Here is a 17,536-nt window from a genome sequence, read left to right on the forward strand (position 1 = left end):
TCAGGCACGACCGTGCGTGACACGAGAGCGCCGGGCAAGTGAGTCGACAATAACGGCAATGGCCAGCACGCCGCCGGTGATCATATAACGCAGCGAAGAGGGCAGATTCAGCAGCGTCAGGCCGTTGGAAATAGACTGAATGACGATAATCCCCAGCAACGCCGACCAGGCACTGCCACGGCCGCCAAACAGGCTGGTTCCGCCAATCACCGCGGCCGCGATAGCATTCAGGTTGACGTCGCCAGTACCGGCCTGCTGGCTGGCGGATGCCAGACGCGAGGCAGCCAGAATCCCGCCAATGGTGGCGAAGGTGGTACAGAGGACAAAAGCGCTGACATAAATTGCCCGCACATTGATCCCGGAACGACGCGCCGCTTCGCGGTTGCCGCCGACGGCAAACATTGAGCGTCCCCATTTAGTACGTTTCAGCGCGTAGTTAAGCAGCGCCGCAAACACCACAAACAGGCCAAAGATCCAGGGGATGCCGCGGCCCATGTTCAGGTAGAAAACCGCGAATTCAAAGACCGCCGTCAGCACAATGGCGCGTACTAACAGGGCGCTCACTGGCTCGGAGGAGAGGTTCACCTGCGCACGGCGCGCACGGGTTCTGACGCCCTGAATCACCATCAGTACACCAGGCAGCAGGGCAACCAGATGAGCAAACCAGCCGGGCATCACCATAATCTGACCAAAGCGCACCAGCGGTGAGATATAGGGCAGGTTAATGCTGCCGGATGGACCCAGGATATAGAGCTGCATGCCCAGCAGTGCCAGCAGTCCGGCCAGCGTGGCGACGAAACTGGGCATGCCGAGGCGGTTATACAGCAGGGCATAGACCAGCCCCACCAGCACGCCGACCACCAGCGCCATGGCAATTGCGGCAGCCACGGGCCAGCCCATATTGACCCACAGTACGCCAATAATCGCCGAGGCGAGTCCGCTCATGGAACCCACAGAGAGATCGATCTCGCCCAGCATCAGCACGCAGACGATGCCCAGCGAAATAAACCCGACAGTCGCGCAGTCAAACAGCAGGTTGACCAGGTTATTGGGCGCCAGATACACCGGATTAAGGATGCTGAACACGGTAGAAATCAGGATCAGGCCGAGCACCACCGGCAACATGCCCAGATCGCCGGTTTTGATGCGGGCGATAAACGCGCGCAGTACGCCGGAAAGGCTTTCGTTATGCTGCACGCGTTCATCGCTGCGATCGAGCGCGGCAGGCGTTTTTTTCAGGGTAGTGTTCATGGTTTCAGACCTCCAGGCTGGCTTTGCTGCGTTTTACGCTCGACCCGACGGGAAACGGCATTCTCTGTGGCGCCGGTGATCGCCGCGATCAGTTCCTGGTTGGAAGCATCGGGCGTAAAAATGCCGGTATTACGTCCCAGGCGCAGCACCACAATGCGATCAGCCACGGCGCGCACATCTTCCATGTTGTGACTGATAATAATCACGCCGAGGCCACGTGCGCGGACACGCTCAATCAGGTTCAGCACTTCAGCGGTCTGGGCCACGCCGAGCGCGGCGGTGGGTTCATCCAGCATGACGATTTTGGGATTGAGCAGCAGCGAGCGAGCAATCGCCACAGTCTGGCGCTGACCGCCAGAGAGGGAAGCGACAGGTTCACGCACGGAGGGAATACGTGCCGCCAGTTCCTGTAACAGGGTCCAGGCGCGCACTTCCATGGCGACCTCATCCAGCTGCCAGGGGGCGAGCTCATGACCTAAAAACAGATTGGCAACCACATCGAGGTTTTCACACAGCGCCAGGTCCTGAAACACGGTGGCAATACCGTACTCCAGCGCTTTGCCGGGGCTATCGAGATGAACCTGTTTGCTCTCAAATTCGACCGTGCCTGAGGTTGGCTGATGCACACCTGCAAGAATTTTCACCAGCGTCGATTTCCCGGCGCCGTTGTCACCCACCAGCGCCACGACCTCCCCCGCATAGATCTCCAGATCGATATCGGTCAGCGCAGAAACCGCGCCGAAATTTTTCGAAACCTTGCTGAGTTTCAGTATCGGCTGTGCTGTAGCAGGCGCCTTGTTATTTTCATTCAACATGGATATATCCTGGTCAGATAAAAAGACGTCCGCAGACAAGGCTACGGACGTATCACTATTGAATTACTGGATACCTGCTTTCTTACAGGCTGCGCTGTATTCACCGGTACAGATCTGTGCCGGGTTCTCGATTTTCTTGTCGAAGATCTCGGCTTTGATGTTTTTCGCCGTGATCACCGCAGGCATAAACAGCTGGGAAGGCGTGTTATACAGCGTGGTGCTGGCTTTGGGGGTTTTGCCCTGAATCAGTTCCATTGCCACGTTGGCAGCAGCGGCGGCCACAATCTCGGAGGGTTTGGAAATGGTGTTGTACTGATCGCCAGCAATAATCAGCTGCAGCGCGGCGATGGTGGCATCGTTGCCGGTAACCGGAGGAAGCGGGTTGACCCCGGCAGCTTTGAAGGCAGCGATGGCACCGCCACCCGTACCGTCGTTAGCCGCAACCACCCCTTTGATTTGATCGCCGAAGCGGGTGATCTGGCCAGCTGTCCACTCCTGCGCTTTGGGCGGTGCCCACTCCGGCGTATCGTACTCAGCCAGGGTTTTGTAACCTGAATCCTTCAGCCCGCGATGGATACCGTCGCGAATCAGTCCGGCCGCGGCATCGGTGGGGGAGCCGTTAATCTGCAGCACGCCCGCGCCCTGCGGCACGCCGCTCTCTTTCAGATGATCGACCAGCGATTTTGAAATCGCATAGCCAATCCCTTCGTTATCAAAGGAGACGTAGAAGTCCGCCGGTTTATCGGGGATCGGGCGGTCATAGGCGATCACTTTGACATCCTGCGAATGGGCGATTTCCACCAGGCCCGCGGCGGCAGAGGAATCCACCGGGTCCAGCACAATCACTTTCGCTCCCTGGGCGATCACAGAGTTGAATTGCTGTTGCTGCAGTGAGGCGTTGGCATTGGCGTTCTGATAAATCACCTTACAGTCGGCGCACAGTTTCGCCATTTCAGTTTTGAAACCCGGATAGTCATGCTGTTCATAGCGGGTAGACGCCTGATCGGGCATCAGAAACGCCACGGTCGCGGAGTCTGCAGCCCGGGCAGCACCTGCAACGCAAGCCATCACGACAGCGGATGCCATTAGTACATTGCGATAACTCATCTCTCTTCTCCTCGGTTGGACGGGAAAACATTTCAGCGCATTTCCGGGCATGCTGGCCGGAACAGTGGCTACTGAAAAACGGGACGGAGAAAGGTGCTGCGGGACATCAGGGGGTCTGTAAGGAAATACAGGCTTCTCCCGGCTGGCTTTTTCCTCAACGTTTTTTCATTGTTATTACATTCTGGTTTCATCGACTTTACATTTGCTCAATCGATGGAGCATGATTGTCACTATTGAAAATTAGTGTCAAGCTGAGCCAAAAAGGGAGATATAAATTTGTGATTGAAAGCAGGAAAAACAGGAAAACCACTATCTATGATCTCGCTGAACTGAGCGGCGCATCCGCCAGCGCGGTAAGTTCAGTGCTCAACGGTAGCTGGAAAAAGCGTCGAATCAGTGCAAAGCTGGCAGAAAAGATTACCCGCATCGCTGAGGAGCAGGGCTATGCGTTAAACAAACAGGCCAGCCTGCTGCGCAGTGAAAAATCCAGAATTATCGGGATGATTGTGCCGAAATACGATAACCGCTATTTCGGGTCGATCGTCGAACGCTTTGAAGCGATGGCGCGTGAACGGGGGCTTTTCCCGATTATTACCTGCACCCGCCGCGATCCGGCGCTGGAAATTGAAGCGGCCAGCGCCATGCTCTCCTATCAGGTGGACTGGATGATCTCAACCGGTGCCACTGACCCTGATAAAATCACCACTATCTGTACTCTGGCCGGGGTGCCGACCCTGAATCTTGATCTCCCCGGCAAGCTGGCGCCCTCGGTCATTTCCGATAACTATGGCGGCGCAAAAGAGCTGACGCGCCGCATTCTGCGCAACGGTGAAAAACGCCTGGGCCAGGCACAGCCGCTGATCTTCGTGGGCGGGCGGCGCAGCGATCACAACACCACCGAGCGCCTGCGCGGCTTTACCGATGCGCACCATGAGTTTGGCCTGCAGGTGGCCGAAGCCAATATTCTGGCCTGCGGCTATGCGCCGGAAAAATCAGAAAATGCCCTGCGGGTTTATCAGCAACAGGGTGATCGGCCGATTGCCGGGCTGTTTGTGAACTCCACTATTTCGCTGGAAGGGGTGATGAGATGGATGTCAGCGGCCGGCTATAGCGGTGAAAACCAGCTGGCAATGGGCTGCTTCGACTGGGATCCCTTTGTGGCGCTGTTGGGGTATGACATTGAAATGGTCAGGCAGGATGTCCCGGCCATGCTGGAGGCGGTGTTTAAAATTATCGATGACGGCTCTACTGAAAGGCAGTTAATTGAAATTCCCCCGCTGTTTTGTGTGAAACAATAGCCCGCCTGACAAGGGTAGAACCTGCACAAAATCAGGGTGGAAGGTATGCGCATTAGATTGCATCATGCAACGCCGTTTGTGGCGGCGGAGTCACAGGCTGCGGATTTTCTCCGGGAAACAGAACGGCAATTTTCCCTTCTGAAAAAGGAAATTCATCGCAGGAAGGAACGTGACGAATCAGGAAAAATCGCGTTAAATAGCGCCATATTTGCGCAAGTTAACTGCACTGAAGCTATTTTAAAACGCCCGCAAGAGATAACCCCTGACCAGAAAAAAAGATTGCATCTACTGCTGATACAATACGGTATGGCTGCGTTGAAATGCGGTGATACTGACTGGGAGAGCTTTGGCCTTGCGCAGGAAATCTTTCACAATAATGAACAATTTGCTGTCTCAAACGATTTCCTGCCATCCCTGGCTGACCTGCAGAAGAAAAATATTACGCCAGAGGAGAGGGAATACGCCTGGCGTTGTTGTCAGTATAATTTCGCCTGTAATATCACCTACCTGGGCATGGCTCGCCCCGCTGATCCTTATCAGGCCGGATTCTCTGACTGGCATGAAAAGTTAATTCCCGCACATATTTCCGCAGAAGTGGCTACCGCGGCAATCAATGCCCGGCTGGCTGAACAGTTGTGCCTTGCCTCGTTACAGGCAGTTCCCTCTGAGCAGCGGGACCCGCTGGCCATTGCGCTGAAAAGCCTGAACAGGTTTTACGACCGTTATCTGCAATGCACAAGCCCGGAGCGGGACTGGGACCTGATATCCGATGGCAGAATTTTACGTCTGGGGATGGGGGTTTTTCTGCCCGCTGAAATAAAACGCAAATTAGATCTCGATTAACTGCCAGCAAAGGCAGCAGGAGAGTCTGTTCCCGGTGCAGTAGCGGCTACACTTAAGCTCTGACTTTTTGGTGACTGTCTCCTGATTCGGGTGAGGAAAGCAGCGTATGAACATGAATATCAGCGGCAAAGTGGTGGTGATTACCGGAGCCAGCAGCGGCATTGGCGAAGCCACGGCACGACGCTTAAGCGCTGAAGGCGCCTGTGTCGTACTGGGCGCCCGGCGTCTGGACAGGCTAAAAGCGCTTGCCCGCGACATTGTGGCTTCCGGCGGCAGGGTGGAAGTGGTGCAGACAGATGTCACGAACCGGCTGGACGTTGAAGCGCTGGTGGAAAAGGCGGTAACAGTGTTTGGCCGCGTTGATGTGCTGATCAATAACGCCGGTATTATGCCGAATTCCCGCCTCGACCAGCTGCGGGTAGAGGACTGGGAGCGCGCTATCGACGTCAATCTGAAAGGCACTTTGTACGGTATCGCTGCCGTGCTGCCGGTGATGAAGAGCCAGAAAAGCGGTCATATCATTAATATTTCCTCGCTCTCCGGCCACCGGGTACGCCCGACCAGCGCGGTCTACTCGGCCACAAAATTTGGCGTACGCGCCATTTCTGAAGGGCTGCGCATGGAAATGACGCCTTATAACATCCGCAGCACGCTTATTTCTCCGGGTCCGGTTGATACCGATCTGCCTTCCAGCGTCACTGACCAGGCGGTCGCAGAGCAGGTACGCAAAATTCACGAAATGGCGATCCCGGCTGATACCCTGGCTGAGGCTATTGCTTTTGCCATCAGCCAGCCGGAAAGCGTCGATATTAACGAAATCCTGTTACGCCCGACCGCCATGGAGTAAGCCAGAATTCACGCGGCGTACGCACAACAGCAAGCGGGTCAGATAAAGAAGGCGCTCAGTTCTCTGGCAATCGCCTGAGGCTGTTCCTCCGGCAGAAAATGCCCGCAGTGAGGCACCACCACGCCCGTGACCTCATCCGCAAAAGCCCGTAAAGGCGCCGCCATATCCGCGATGGAGCCCTGTCCGGCACTGACTGCCAGTATCGGCATTTTCAGCTTCCCTTTTGCCTGTAAGTCCCGGTTCTGCTGAGCTGACTGCGTCACGGCCCGGTAAAAGGCCAGACCCGCGCGTAGCCCGCCGCTGGAGCAGAATACGCGCAGGTATTCGTTGATATCTTCATCAGAAAAAGTATCCGGTGCCGCCGTTTTTCTTTTCAGAAACCACTCCAGATAAAGACGTTCGCGTCCGGCAATCAGCGCTTCCGGCAGATCGGGCAGGGTATGGAAAGCAAAATGCCAGGTTTTCCAGGCGTTGTCTGGCGAGACGGGCAGCGCCTCTGGCAGGGTGACCCCCGGAATTCCCGCATCCAGCAGCGCCAGCTTTCTCACCTCGTCCGGATAGCGCGCCGCACAGGGCCAGGCCACCCAGGCGCCGACATCATGGGCGGCCAGAAAATAGCGGTGGATCCTGAGTTGCCTCAGCAGTCCGTGTACTTTTTCCGCCAGAGAACGGGTATCGTAGCCCGTTTCCGGCCGGTCAGAATCACCCTGGCCGGGAAGATCGGGCGCAACAATATGATAAGTGGCGCCCATCTGCTGCATCACTTTCCGCCACGCATACCAGCTCTGTGGGAAACCCGCCAGTAATACCAGGGTATCGCCCGCCGGATTGCCGCCGGTGACATAATGTATTCTGACGCCCTCTATCGTGGCATAACGGTGTTCAAAACCCGGCACTGTTTTATCACTCCAGCTGGCAGGTTCTGCATGTGCCTGGCGGAGTTCAGGTATTGCGCGATGTGTCATCTCAATTCCCCCTGATGTTGTTGTTCTTGCCAGTGCGGCAAGGCGGTTGTTCAAGAAAGTGCGCTTTCATGGCGCGGTTATGACGTTAATCCAGAAGCTTCATCGCCAGGCGTATCGTCTCTTCTCTGTCTGTCAGGTCTTCCACTTTTCCCACCACACGCATGCCAAAGGCGATGCAGAGGATCAGTTCTGCGGCCGTCTCGCTGTTGAGATGGGGCGATACCGAGCCATCCTGCTGACCCTGCTCAAGCAGAGAGATAAGAAAGGCTTTATTGCGCCGCACGGCCTCACCTACCAGGGTGGAAAGCTCCTCATCCAGTACCTGAAGCTCAACGGCACTGCCAACCACCAGACAGCCTCGCCTGCCTTCCACCTGATGAGCGGAATCGAGATAGAAGCGCAACAGTTCCGCCAGCTGTTCCCGACCGGTGGCGAGCGGCGCCAGACGCTGGCGCAGTTGTGCATTACGTTCAGAGGTATAGCGTTCGAACACCTGAAGAAACAGGCTACGTTTGTCTTTAAACGCTTTGTAAATGCTGCCGGCCGTCAGCGTCATCGCCTCGCTTAAATCCGCAATTGAGGCGGCATGAAAGCCTTTCTGACGGAAAACGAGCATGGCCCGTTCCAGCGCCTGGTCAATATCAAATTCCCGGGGGCGGCCACGCTCTTTCACCCGGCTCTGCACATTAAGCGCTTTCGTCATACTACACCCAATAAGGAAATGAATGTTTCCAAAATGACAGAAATTTTCGTCGACGGCAAGTCCCTGTCATCGGGGCAGGCTGCAAGCGGAGAAGGTATAAGCGGCGGCTCTTAAAAGCGCTCAGGGGAAGACAGTGTTGCAGAGGCGAACAGGCCCGACTCGTCTGAGCGACGCAATAAGTCGGGCCTGTCCTTTGTTGTGACTGACGATTATGCCGTCGCGGCCAGCGGCATTTTGGCGTCAATGAAGTTGACCACGGCGCGGGTGACTTCTGCTGTACTGGCTGTTCCGCCTACATCCGGCGTCAGAATGCCTTTACTGCAGGCGTGTTCGATACCTTCCATCACCAGCGCAGCGGCTTCCCGCTCCCCCAGATGTTCCAGCATCTGTACCGCCGTCCAGAAGGTGGCGACCGGGTTGGCGATGCCTTTGCCGGTAATATCAAAGGCCGAACCATGAATAGGTTCAAACATGGAGGGGAAACGGCGCTCCGGATCGATGTTCGCGGTGGGGGCTACCCCCAGGCTGCCCGCCAGCGCCCCGGCCAGGTCAGAAAGAATATCGGCGTGCAGGTTAGTGGCAACGATAGTATCCAGGCTCTGCGGATGCAGGGTCATACGGTGTGTCATGGCGTCAACCAGCATCTTATCCCAGCTGACATCCGGGAACTCCTCAGCAACCTCAGCGGCAATTTCATCCCACATCACCATACCGTGACGTTGAGCATTGGACTTGGTCACCACGGTCAGTAACTTCCGTGGTCGCGACTGCGCCAGTTTAAAGGCATAACGCATGATGCGCGTTACGCCGACCCGGGTAAAAATGGCCACTTCCGTTCCCACTTCTTCCGGCAGTCCGCGATGCGCACGACCGCCATTGCCTGAATACTCGCCTTCGGAGTTCTCACGCACGATCACCCAGTCGAGATCCCCCGGACCGCAGTTGCGTAACGGCGGAATGATGCCCGGCAGAATTTTGGTAGGGCGCACGTTTGCATACTGATCGAACCCCTGGCAGATGGGCAAACGCAGACCCCACAGCGTGATATGGTCCGGCACATCGGGTGCGCCTACTGCGCCAAAATAAATCGCGTCGAACTTTTTCAGCGTCTTCAGGCCATCTTCCGGCATCATCACGCCATGCTTTTTGTAATAGTCAGAGCCCCAGTCAAAGGTTTTAATAGCGAATCGCAGCTCGCTATTCTGGCGCTCCAGCGCACGCAGCACCTCAATGCCAGCGGAAATCACTTCCGGACCAATACCGTCGGCGGGAATAGCTGCAATCGAATAGTTACGCATAAGGATCTCCAGATATTAAGAATGAATTTCAGGGTGTGAAAGGTTAGCGGCCTGCCGTTTGCGTTGACCGGATGAGAGCCATAAAACGACAACCGCGGAAACGAGGAGCAGGCCAGCCACGAAATAGAGGCCCCACTCATAACTGCCGGTCTGCTGGCGGATCACGCCAATCATCATCGGGCCGAAGAAGCCGCCGAGATTACCGATAGAGTTGATTGCGGCGATGCCTGCAGCGGCAGCCGGACCGGAGAGAAAGAGGGTAGGCATACTCCATAATGGCGGCTTGGAAGCGCTAATTCCGAGGTTAACCAGCGTCAGCGCCAGAATAACGGTTAGCAGCGAGCTGACGGTGCCCGCGTAAATCAGACCGGCACTGGCCAGCAGACAGGCACCAATCACATGCCAGCTGCGCTCGCCGGTACGGTCCGAATGGCGTGCCCAGAGGATCATTCCGCCTACGCCAGTCACTGCCGGAATGGCGTTGAGGAAGCCAATCGCCAGTGACGAGGCGCCAAACGAATGGATAATTTGCGGTGACCAGATACCCAGCGTGTAGAGACCCGCTGAAGTGCCAAAATAAACCAGCGCCAGCGCCAGTACCCGCCGATCGGCCAGACCACGCCAGACACTGCTGTGACCATGACTGGCGACGCGCGCCTGCTCTTCGGCCTGCATCGTGTCCTGCAGCCAGTGGCGCTCTTCATCCGTCAGCCAGTGCGCTTTTTCAGGGCGATCGGTCAGATAAAACAGCACAACGATGCCCAGCACTACTGCTGGCAGAGCCTCCAGCACAAACAGCCATTGCCAGCCGGCATAACCCAGCATGCCGTGCATTTCCAGCAGGGCGGCAGAAACCGGCGATCCCAGCGCCGTAGAGAGAGGGGCGGCCGCCATAAAAATAGCGGTAACCTGGGCGCGACGCGCCGCCGGGAACCAGTAGCTCAGATAAAGAATGATGCCGGGAAAGAAACCGGCTTCAGCCACGCCCAGCAGGAAGCGCAGAATGTAAAAGCTGGTGGTGCCCTGTACAAAGGCCATGCAGCCGGAAACCAGGCCCCAGGTGATCATAACGCGCGCAATCCAGATGCGGGCGCCTACTTTGTGCAGAATAAGATTAGAGGGCACTTCAAAAAGAAAGTAACCGAGAAAAAATATCCCTGCGCCCAGACCAAAGACCGTTGGAGAAAAACCCAGATCCTGATTCATGGTCAGTGCGGCAAAACCGATATTCACACGATCGAGAAAAGCGATGAAATAGAGCAGCATAATGAAAGGAACAATGCGCAAAGTAATTTTGCGCATGACCCTTTTTTCGAGATCAGTTTTCATGTTCGGGTGCTCCAGGGTTGTCAGAGGGTTATTTTTTATGTCTTTCAGTATGCATTTTCGGCTTGCTTTATCGCCGTGAGGAATTTATATAAATTATTTGAATAATGCGCGGGTGAGGCAAAAATGGATATAAATCAGCTACGTTGTTTTATCGCTACAGGTGAGGAACTTCACTTTGGACGGGCAGCACAACGCATGAATATGATGCCTGCGTCACTGAGTCGTTTTATTCGCTTACTGGAAGATGACCTCGGCGTACGTCTGCTGAACCGATCAACACGTAATGTCTCCCTGACGCCGGAAGGGGCCGATTTTCTTCACGGCGCGATAAAAGTGGTGGCGGAGTTCGATGCGTTTGCCCGGCGCTTCAGAAAAGGGTCGCAGGTAGCAAAAAGGACGCTGCGCATTGGCGTCATTGACAGCGCAGCACGCGGTCTGATGCCAACGCTTATCCAGTTTTTTATTAGGGAGTTTCCGGAAGCAGATATTCATCTGACGGAAGATAAAACCGTAAATATGCTTCCCCGTCTCAAATCAGGATGGCTGGATATTATCTTTGCCCGCCCGCCGGAAAATATGGATGTCAGCCTGACGTCGCGTTTTATTACTGATGAAACCTGTGTGCTCGCCGTTCCTGCGGATCACCCTCTGGTGGCTAAAAATTGCGTAAGTGTGCATGACTTTGCAACCGAGGCGATGATTATTCCCGAGCGTAAAACCCGCCCGCACAGTCACGATCTGACAATGAATATATTCAAAGCCGAGGGGCTGGAGCCGGTGGTGGCGCAGTTTGCCGAAGAGAAACAGACAATTTTAAGTTTCGTGGCGGCAGGCTTGGGATTAGCCATCGTGCCGGCGTCTTATAAAAATATGAACAGCGATGGGGTTCACTATATTCCACTGGTTCTGAATGAAAAGGTGAAAGGACTACCGTTGAGCGTGATCTGGCATCAGGGCAATAGCGATCGACTGGTTAACGGATTACTGACTATCCTGACGAGGGAAGCGGATACTTTAACCGCAGGGTTGTGACGTTTTAACCGCAGCCTCAGCGCGAAATCACCTTTTACTGCGCAGCTATCTGTTAAGCTGACGCCACGCATACTTTACCAGGCAATATTTATGAACGAAAAGAAGATGATTTCCATCGATCAGTTCAGCGCTGAGGAGCGTCTGGCCGTGGATGAAACCTTCAACAGGCTGGTGCAAAAGTACCGGCTGCGTAGCGGTAAGGAACCTGACAGTAAGAAAGAGAAGGAGCTTCTCACTGAAGCCCGGCAAACCATCATGGCTGAGAAACAGGAAAAAGAAGAAGCGAAAGCGCGTGCTGCCAGTAAGCCGCCACGGAAGAAGAAACCGGAGACGCTGACAGAGAAAGAAGTGAAAGATTTTAGCTGGTCAGCCTCGGTGGTGCGCGGCAGACGATAAACCGCAACGGGACGAAGCGGGCAGCGACCCGCTTCACTACCCGCGTTACGACTTACTCCGGCTGAATAATCCCCTTTCTGATCCCTTCTGGCGTCTCGCTGTCTCCTGTTACCGAAGGATGAAACACACCTTTTCGCAACGCGGCTTTGATAACTGCATGCTCGTCTTCGGTAAATTTATATTTACTCATGATAACGATGCGCAGCAACGCCCCTATCGCTGGCAGCAAAGCCACGCAGAAAAATAAACTATTCAGCGTGGACGGCGTCTGCGTGGTATTGGGAATGTAACCAGACAGCGATAACAGCAAGCCGGAAGCGCCGCTTGCCACAGCAACAGAGAGTTTGTCAGTGAAGGTCTGACCGGAGACGGTCATCGCAGCACAACGCTTTCCGGTGTGGTAGCAGGAATCTTCTACCGTGTCGGCGATCATTGCCGAGATCTGCGAGTTGGTCATCATAAAAATAGCCGTTATCAGAGTGAGCCAGACCAGCACGCTGGTTGCGCTGTGATAGCCGGTAAACCAGAAGCCCAGACGCGCCACAATTTCCAGCAGACATAACGCGATAAACAGATCGCGCTTTTTAAAACGTCGCGTCAGCCACTGGGGGCCCAGGCAAGCCAGCGCGCAGGCGAGGGTAATGGAGCCGAGAACAGAAACCAGCGCGGCATCCCTGATGTTACAGGTAAAGAATAGATATAAAGGTTGCCGAGCACGTTGGAAAACACATTCATGAAAAAGGCGCTGAGAATGAAAAACAGGGGTTTGTTTTTCCAGTCGGCAATGAATGTTTGCTTCAGCGTAATTTTTTCATTTTCCGCACTACGGATACGCTCTTTAACGTTAAAAAAGCCATTCAGCATTAACACTACGCCTGACAGTATCAGTGCTGCCGCACCCAGAAAATAACCGCCATCCTGACTGTATTGCGCGAAGAATTTAATCAGATAAGGGAACAGAATCAGCGTGGCGCCAGTACCCGCATTGACCCCAGGCATGGCGCAGGTTTCCGCTTTGGCGCGCTCCTGAGGTTCGCCGGTCATCACGGAGGTCATGGACCAGAAAGGAATATCAGACAGGGCATAAAGTGTGCCCCACAAGGTACAGGTGACGCCGGCATAAAGGGTTTTTGTGGTCAGGCTGGCATCGATATTATAAAAGGCCGCCACCGTGACAAGAGCGATTAACACCGGCGCGATCAGCATAAAAGGACGAAACTTGCCTGAGCGCAAATGTAACGTATCCATGATGCCAGCAATCAGAGGATCATGAATGGCATCCCATAGGCGCGCGCATAAAAAATAAAGCTTGTCGCCACCTGAAAAATACCCAAAACATCCGTTTAAAAACAGAGGATAAAACTTCCGACCAGCCCGAAATTAAAGCACTGGCCCATGCCATAACCAAAACAGGAGGTAAGCTCTTTGAGCGGAATTTTACTGGCTGAATGTTCCATGGATATTTTAGCTTTTTTAGGTGTAGAGCACAGCAGAGCTGTACTGACGCAAAGATCTGATGAGTCTTTAACGCCAGTACAAGGCTTTAACCGGTTAACTTGCCTGCAGAATAAGCGATTTGATTAATTGTTTTCAGCTTCATCATAAGGCCTGCCATCTTCATCAAAGAAATCGTGAGCCAGCGACCCTGGAAATCATTGTCGATATGCTTGATTTCAGGCCATACAACGCTCAGGCGGTTATCTGAATTCTGTGATTGCTTTTGGTCCGGCAGAGAGATTTCACTCCCCGGGCAATATCACTGTTATTCAGCAGGTTACAGCCCACTGACCTCTACTGCCGCTCTGGCTGTCGGTGCTGACCGTCATTGCCGTGCCTGTTGCGGACAGGGGTAATGTTGAATTTGCCGGGCGTTGGAATATACAATTACAACACTTTGAAATGTAAGCTGTTGAGGGCACTTCAGGTGCAGAAAGCAGACTGAACCGTTAAATATGACCAGACTACCTGAATTTTCATCCGAGCTTCTTCGTCCTCGCTACTGGCTAACCTGGATCGGTATTTTTTTGTTGTATGTTATTGTCCTGCTGCCTTATCCGCTGCTCTCTTTTCTGGGGCGTAACGTGGGCAGGGCGGCCATGCGCTTTATACCGCGCCGTGTTTTTATTGCCCGCCGGAATCTGGAACTCTGTTTTCCCGACATGCCCGCAGCCGAACGTGAAGCGATGCTGAAACAGAATTTTGAATCTGTTGGCATGGGGTTACTGGAAACCGGTATAGCCTGGTTCTGGCCAGACTGGCGTATCAATAAGTGGTGCACCGTTACCGGCTACGAGCATATGCAAAAGGCGCGGGAAAAACAGCGCGGCGTACTCCTTATTGGCATGCACTTTCTGACCCTGGAGCTTGGCGCGCGCGTCTTCGGCATGCAGAATCCTGGCATTGGCGTCTACCGCCCGAATGACAATAAATTACTCGACTGGCTGCAGACCCGCGGCCGTATGCGCTCGAATAAAAGTATGCTGGATCGCAAAGATCTGAAGGGTATGATTCGGGCGCTGAAGCGTGATGAAATCATCTGGTATGCGCCTGACCATGATTACGGCCCGCGCAGTAGCGTTTTTGCGCCTTTCTTCGCTGTGCAGAACGCGGCAACCACCGTAGGCAGTTATATGCTGATCCGTAGCGCCAGTCCCGCCGTCGTGCCCTTTGTTCCCCGGCGTCTGCCGCATGGGCGTGGTTACGAACTGGTGATTTTGCCGGATATCAGTGACGAAATATCACTGGAGAGTGACGTTGCGGCGGCAACCTGTATGAATCAGGCGGTGGAAAAAGCGGTATGGATGGCACCGGAACAGTATATGTGGCTGCACCGGCGCTTTAAAACCCGTCCTGCAGGTGAACCTTCGCGCTACTGATCCGCCAGCCCGGCGCGCTGGCTGTACTTACTGGCGCAGAGAAGCGCTGCGCCAGTAAGAGTGATAACATTACTGCGCGGGTATGCTACCCTGGCATCTACCATTCCCCACGCTGCTTCTGCACCTTTCAACTTAACAACTGGAAAGGGAAGCAGGTTTGATCCTGGAGCGGAGAATTTTATGACTGATATTACTCTCTACCACAACCCGGCCTGCGGTACATCGCGCAATACGCTGGGGCTGATTCGCAACAGCGGCGTGGAGCCTACTGTGATCCACTATCTGGAAACGCCTCCGTCGCGTACTGAGCTGCAAAAACTGATTACAGACATGGGCATCGGCGTGCGCGATCTGCTGCGCAAAAATACCGAGCCTTATGTTCAGCTGGGGCTGGCTGAAGCGCGCCTCAGCGATGATGAATTACTGGATACCATGGTGGCGCATCCCATTCTGATTAACCGCCCGATAGTCGTGACGCCGCTTGGTACCCGGCTCTGCCGTCCGGCTGAAACCGTGCTGGATATTCTGCCGGATCCACAACAAGGGGCATTTAGCAAAGAGAATGGGGACGCGCTGATTGATGAACAGGGTAAGCGTATCAGTCAGTATATGGATGGTTATGAAGAACGCCCCTGAGCCTTAAAAGGCTTTAATCGTTTTGTTACAGGAGGGAGGCGGCGGCATTCCGCTATCTGAGATTACCATTAATACCGTAACGCCTCCCGTCCGGAATAGTTATTACCGGTTCACCGAACGCGCAATACGGGTATAGGTATGCCTGATACCGCGTATCGCAATACTGTAGGCGAGAATATTCTCCGGCAGCGCCACGCCCATATAGCCGGTATCGCCAATATGGTGCAGATCGGCACCCGCCATTTTACTCATTAATGCAATTTGCCGAATGGTAGTGACGTCCGCACCTTCCTGAGAAGTACCGATCGCCGTCATCGCCATGGCACCGTTGGCATGCGCACAGGCGATTAGCGAAGCGACTTTTTCCTGACTCATGCCCGGTACCGTACCTGGCGCCGGTAGCAGAATGATATCGGCGCCCTGTTCGGCAAACCAGGCGACATCCTTCTCGGTAATAATGTCGCTGCCGCTTTCCCGCACTATGCCCGCACCGTGCATTTTTCCGGTAATCAGCACTGCACTGTCGCCTGTTGCTTCGCGAATCTCTCTGAGTGCCAGCCCCAGCGCGCGGTTACTGACGCCGTTGTTAGGATTGCCGGTTAAGACGATGACTCTGGCTCCCATGTCAATCGCTTTACGGGCGTTTTCTGCGCTAGCGGCCCGGCCCGGTTTCATTTTCCACATATCATCATGATTCGCCGCAAATTCAGGATCGATCGCTTCCAGATTGATACCGATAATGCGACCCGTCAGGCGTTGCAGCTCGCGTAACCGTTGCTCCGGCGTGATGTCAGCAGGCAGTCCCTGGATGACCGGATTGTCCGTATCGAACATATTAATCAGCAAAATATCCGCGCCCTGGGAAGCGGCAAGCTCTGCATTGGTGACGTTACCGAGCAGGGGTTGGGTAATGGCGATGGTTTCACTCACCAGCACACGTCCTTCGCTGGCGCGGATAGCGTACAGCAGGGCCTGTTTATCCATTTGCATCATGTCAGAAGCGCAACAGTCCAGTAACCGTTTGTTTTGCATGTTCTCTTTTCCTTAATGATTAACGCCTGTCTGAATTCCACTCTCTGAACCTGCCTGGTGAATAACCGGCAAAGCGGGGAACGCGTCTGCTCTAATTAACCATAAATGTGGATGAAATAATTAATCTATTGAAAGATTTTTTGCCTGGCTTATGCGGGACGGGAGTATTTCAAATAATAACGATAAGGCGGCTAATTAGTTACATCATACTTTATGCAAAAAAACCTCTTCAGTCCGCCAGCGGCCAGAACCTGTTTGCGCAGCGGCAAGCGGGTCAGGGTATTTGCGGAGGATCTCAGCCTGCCGGTCAGCGCGCATCATCTGCTTTACCCGCGCGGATTTAGCCAGTTTCCGCGCGTAAAGAGCTTTCTGGCCCGGATTCACCAGGAACGTTACGGCTAAGCCAGCAGCCCTGAGGCAAAATACTGAAAAGCCCTGATGGCTTTGGGCAGCGTCTGGCGGGGCTCGTCACTGGCCGCCACCCATAACGCCGCATTCAGTGCCGCGCCATTAAGCAGGCGGGCAGCGGCTTCAATATCCACCGGTTTAATTATCTTGTCCGCTGCCAGCGTGGCCAAAGCCCGTTGTGTTTCCTGCAGGCAGACATTCTGGCTTGGCCATTGTGAGGGATCGCCCAGAAAAGCGGGGCCGTCCAGCAAAACAATACGCTGAATTTCAGGATCCAGTGCCAGCTCGATGTAGGCAGCGCCTTCTGCCAGCATTCTCTCCCAGTCATTTGCGGCATCCTCAGCGCTCTTTTTGGCGCGTGCGGCCATCTCGCCATCAACCTGCGCGACAACAGCCGCCAGTAACCCTTTTTTATCGCCAAAGTTGTGGTAGAGCGCACCGCGCGTGAGGCCGGCATCCGCTGTCAGTTCATCCATTGAAGCGGCAGCAAAACCCTTAACTGCAAAGGCTTTACGGGCAGCAGCAATCAGCTTTTCCCGGTTTTCTCTCATGGTATCAACGCGACGCCTTGGGGTCATTCTTCTTCACTCCATTATAATGATTGACATACGATGTGTATGTGGATTCTAATTCACATACGAGAAGTATATAGAATTGCGGAATACCCTGGGTAGTTTTTAGTGCAACCATACCTATTAAG

The 17,536-nt window shown here is 54.3% G+C and carries 16 protein-coding genes and 1 pseudogene; 7 read left to right on the forward strand and 10 right to left on the reverse strand.

The genetic code is table 11. The annotated features are described in order from the left end of the window. From E0E17_RS18690 to E0E17_RS18700, 3 genes are all read right to left on the reverse strand, one after another. Entirely contained in the window at positions 1-1,251 is a 1,251-nt protein-coding gene (locus E0E17_RS18690; RefSeq protein ID WP_130835675.1) for a sugar ABC transporter permease, read from the reverse strand. Beyond that, positions 1,248-2,066 carry an ATP-binding cassette domain-containing protein gene (locus E0E17_RS18695; protein ID WP_130835676.1) on the reverse strand — a complete coding sequence of 273 codons (819 nt, stop codon included), beginning with the start codon at positions 2,064-2,066 and terminating at the stop codon, positions 1,248-1,250. Before E0E17_RS18695 ends, E0E17_RS18690 begins: the two co-directional genes overlap by 4 nt. A 63-nt stretch (positions 2,067-2,129) precedes the next feature. Then, on the reverse strand, positions 2,130-3,152 hold the full coding sequence (locus E0E17_RS18700) for an ABC transporter substrate-binding protein (protein WP_439654645.1): 1,023 nt from the start codon (positions 3,150-3,152) through the stop codon (positions 2,130-2,132). A gap of 299 nt (positions 3,153-3,451) precedes the next feature. On the opposite strand from E0E17_RS18700, the gene E0E17_RS18705 reads away from it, so the two are divergent. From E0E17_RS18705 to E0E17_RS18715, 3 genes are all read left to right on the forward strand, one after another. Then, complete coding sequence (locus E0E17_RS18705; RefSeq protein ID WP_130835678.1) at positions 3,452-4,471, forward strand: LacI family DNA-binding transcriptional regulator; 1,020 nt, start codon at positions 3,452-3,454, stop codon at positions 4,469-4,471. A 45-nt stretch (positions 4,472-4,516) separates the two neighbouring features. Beyond that, positions 4,517-5,314, forward strand: a complete 798-nt coding sequence (locus E0E17_RS18710) for a hypothetical protein (RefSeq protein ID WP_130835679.1) — start codon at positions 4,517-4,519, stop codon at positions 5,312-5,314. Between the two features lie 106 nt (positions 5,315-5,420). Further along, positions 5,421-6,161, forward strand: a complete 741-nt coding sequence (locus E0E17_RS18715) for an SDR family oxidoreductase (RefSeq protein WP_130835680.1) — start codon at positions 5,421-5,423, stop codon at positions 6,159-6,161. 38 nt (positions 6,162-6,199) lie between these two features. Here E0E17_RS18715 and E0E17_RS18720 read toward each other — a convergent pair whose 3' ends face one another. From E0E17_RS18720 to E0E17_RS18735, 4 genes are all read right to left on the reverse strand, one after another. Further along, a complete protein-coding gene (locus E0E17_RS18720; protein WP_130835681.1) occupies positions 6,200-7,126 on the reverse strand; it encodes an alpha/beta fold hydrolase in 927 nt (308 codons plus the stop codon). Positions 7,127-7,211: 85 nt separating this feature from the next. Then, on the reverse strand, positions 7,212-7,829 hold the full coding sequence (locus tag E0E17_RS18725) for a TetR/AcrR family transcriptional regulator (protein ID WP_130835682.1): 618 nt from the start codon (positions 7,827-7,829) through the stop codon (positions 7,212-7,214). Between the two features lie 209 nt (positions 7,830-8,038). After that, positions 8,039-9,127: a tartrate dehydrogenase gene (locus tag E0E17_RS18730; RefSeq protein ID WP_130835683.1), complete on the reverse strand. Its 1,089-nt coding sequence runs from the start codon at positions 9,125-9,127 to the stop codon at positions 8,039-8,041. Between the two features lie 15 nt (positions 9,128-9,142). Continuing rightward, the gene (locus tag E0E17_RS18735; RefSeq protein WP_130835684.1) at positions 9,143-10,456 is read right to left on the reverse strand and encodes an MFS transporter; all 1,314 of its coding nucleotides are present in this window, start codon (positions 10,454-10,456) and stop codon (positions 9,143-9,145) included. A 123-nt stretch (positions 10,457-10,579) separates the two neighbouring features. Here E0E17_RS18735 and E0E17_RS18740 point away from each other — a divergent pair, with 123 nt between their 5' ends. Both E0E17_RS18740 and yjbD read left to right on the forward strand, forming a co-directional pair. Continuing rightward, positions 10,580-11,488, forward strand: a complete 909-nt coding sequence (locus E0E17_RS18740) for a LysR family transcriptional regulator (RefSeq protein ID WP_130835685.1) — start codon at positions 10,580-10,582, stop codon at positions 11,486-11,488. Between the two features lie 90 nt (positions 11,489-11,578). Further along, positions 11,579-11,884, forward strand: a complete 306-nt coding sequence (gene yjbD / locus E0E17_RS18745) for a DUF3811 domain-containing protein (RefSeq protein WP_130835686.1) — start codon at positions 11,579-11,581, stop codon at positions 11,882-11,884. 52 nt (positions 11,885-11,936) lie between these two features. On the opposite strand, the pseudogene E0E17_RS18750 reads toward yjbD, so the two are convergent. Continuing rightward, positions 11,937-13,341: pseudogene (locus E0E17_RS18750) on the reverse strand (MFS transporter). A gap of 495 nt (positions 13,342-13,836) precedes the next feature. Between E0E17_RS18750 and E0E17_RS18755 the strand changes: the two are divergent. Both E0E17_RS18755 and arsC read left to right on the forward strand, forming a co-directional pair. Further along, the gene (locus E0E17_RS18755) at positions 13,837-14,760 is read left to right on the forward strand and encodes a Kdo(2)-lipid IV(A) acyltransferase (protein WP_130835687.1); all 924 of its coding nucleotides are present in this window, start codon (positions 13,837-13,839) and stop codon (positions 14,758-14,760) included. 180 nt (positions 14,761-14,940) lie between these two features. After that, on the forward strand, positions 14,941-15,396 hold the full coding sequence (gene arsC, locus E0E17_RS18760) for an arsenate reductase (glutaredoxin) (protein ID WP_130835688.1): 456 nt from the start codon (positions 14,941-14,943) through the stop codon (positions 15,394-15,396). A 102-nt stretch (positions 15,397-15,498) separates the two neighbouring features. Here the strand turns inward: arsC and E0E17_RS18765 are convergent, their stop codons facing one another. After that, positions 15,499-16,428 carry a DUF7916 family protein gene (locus E0E17_RS18765; RefSeq protein ID WP_130835689.1) on the reverse strand — a complete coding sequence of 310 codons (930 nt, stop codon included), beginning with the start codon at positions 16,426-16,428 and terminating at the stop codon, positions 15,499-15,501. Positions 16,429-16,826: 398 nt separating this feature from the next. Then, positions 16,827-17,414, reverse strand: a complete 588-nt coding sequence (locus tag E0E17_RS18775; protein WP_130835690.1) for a TetR/AcrR family transcriptional regulator — start codon at positions 17,412-17,414, stop codon at positions 16,827-16,829. Positions 17,415-17,536: the final 122 nt, after the last annotated feature.

The organism is [Erwinia] mediterraneensis (assembly GCF_900604315.1).
Classification (GTDB): domain Bacteria; phylum Pseudomonadota; class Gammaproteobacteria; order Enterobacterales; family Enterobacteriaceae; genus Pantoea; species Pantoea mediterraneensis_A.

What these genes read in the sequence shown, in the direction of transcription:
- E0E17_RS18725 (WP_130835682.1), bottom strand. Translation starts at nt 7,829, where the DNA reads ATGACGAAAGCGCTTAATGTGCAGAGCCGGGTGAAAGAGCGTGGCCGC.
- E0E17_RS18755 (WP_130835687.1), top strand. Translation starts at nt 13,837, where the DNA reads ATGACCAGACTACCTGAATTTTCATCCGAGCTTCTTCGTCCTCGCTAC.
- E0E17_RS18740 (WP_130835685.1), top strand. Translation starts at nt 10,580, where the DNA reads ATGGATATAAATCAGCTACGTTGTTTTATCGCTACAGGTGAGGAACTT.
- E0E17_RS18690 (WP_130835675.1), bottom strand. Translation starts at nt 1,251, where the DNA reads ATGAACACTACCCTGAAAAAAACGCCTGCCGCGCTCGATCGCAGCGAT.
- yjbD (WP_130835686.1), top strand. Translation starts at nt 11,579, where the DNA reads ATGAACGAAAAGAAGATGATTTCCATCGATCAGTTCAGCGCTGAGGAG.
- arsC (WP_130835688.1), top strand. Translation starts at nt 14,941, where the DNA reads ATGACTGATATTACTCTCTACCACAACCCGGCCTGCGGTACATCGCGC.
- E0E17_RS18695 (WP_130835676.1), bottom strand. Translation starts at nt 2,066, where the DNA reads ATGTTGAATGAAAATAACAAGGCGCCTGCTACAGCACAGCCGATACTG.
- E0E17_RS18700 (WP_439654645.1), bottom strand. Translation starts at nt 3,152, where the DNA reads ATGGCATCCGCTGTCGTGATGGCTTGCGTTGCAGGTGCTGCCCGGGCT.
- E0E17_RS18710 (WP_130835679.1), top strand. Translation starts at nt 4,517, where the DNA reads ATGCGCATTAGATTGCATCATGCAACGCCGTTTGTGGCGGCGGAGTCA.
- E0E17_RS18765 (WP_130835689.1), bottom strand. Translation starts at nt 16,428, where the DNA reads ATGCAAAACAAACGGTTACTGGACTGTTGCGCTTCTGACATGATGCAA.
- E0E17_RS18715 (WP_130835680.1), top strand. Translation starts at nt 5,421, where the DNA reads ATGAACATGAATATCAGCGGCAAAGTGGTGGTGATTACCGGAGCCAGC.
- E0E17_RS18775 (WP_130835690.1), bottom strand. Translation starts at nt 17,414, where the DNA reads ATGACCCCAAGGCGTCGCGTTGATACCATGAGAGAAAACCGGGAAAAG.
- E0E17_RS18735 (WP_130835684.1), bottom strand. Translation starts at nt 10,456, where the DNA reads ATGAAAACTGATCTCGAAAAAAGGGTCATGCGCAAAATTACTTTGCGC.
- E0E17_RS18730 (WP_130835683.1), bottom strand. Translation starts at nt 9,127, where the DNA reads ATGCGTAACTATTCGATTGCAGCTATTCCCGCCGACGGTATTGGTCCG.
- E0E17_RS18720 (WP_130835681.1), bottom strand. Translation starts at nt 7,126, where the DNA reads ATGACACATCGCGCAATACCTGAACTCCGCCAGGCACATGCAGAACCT.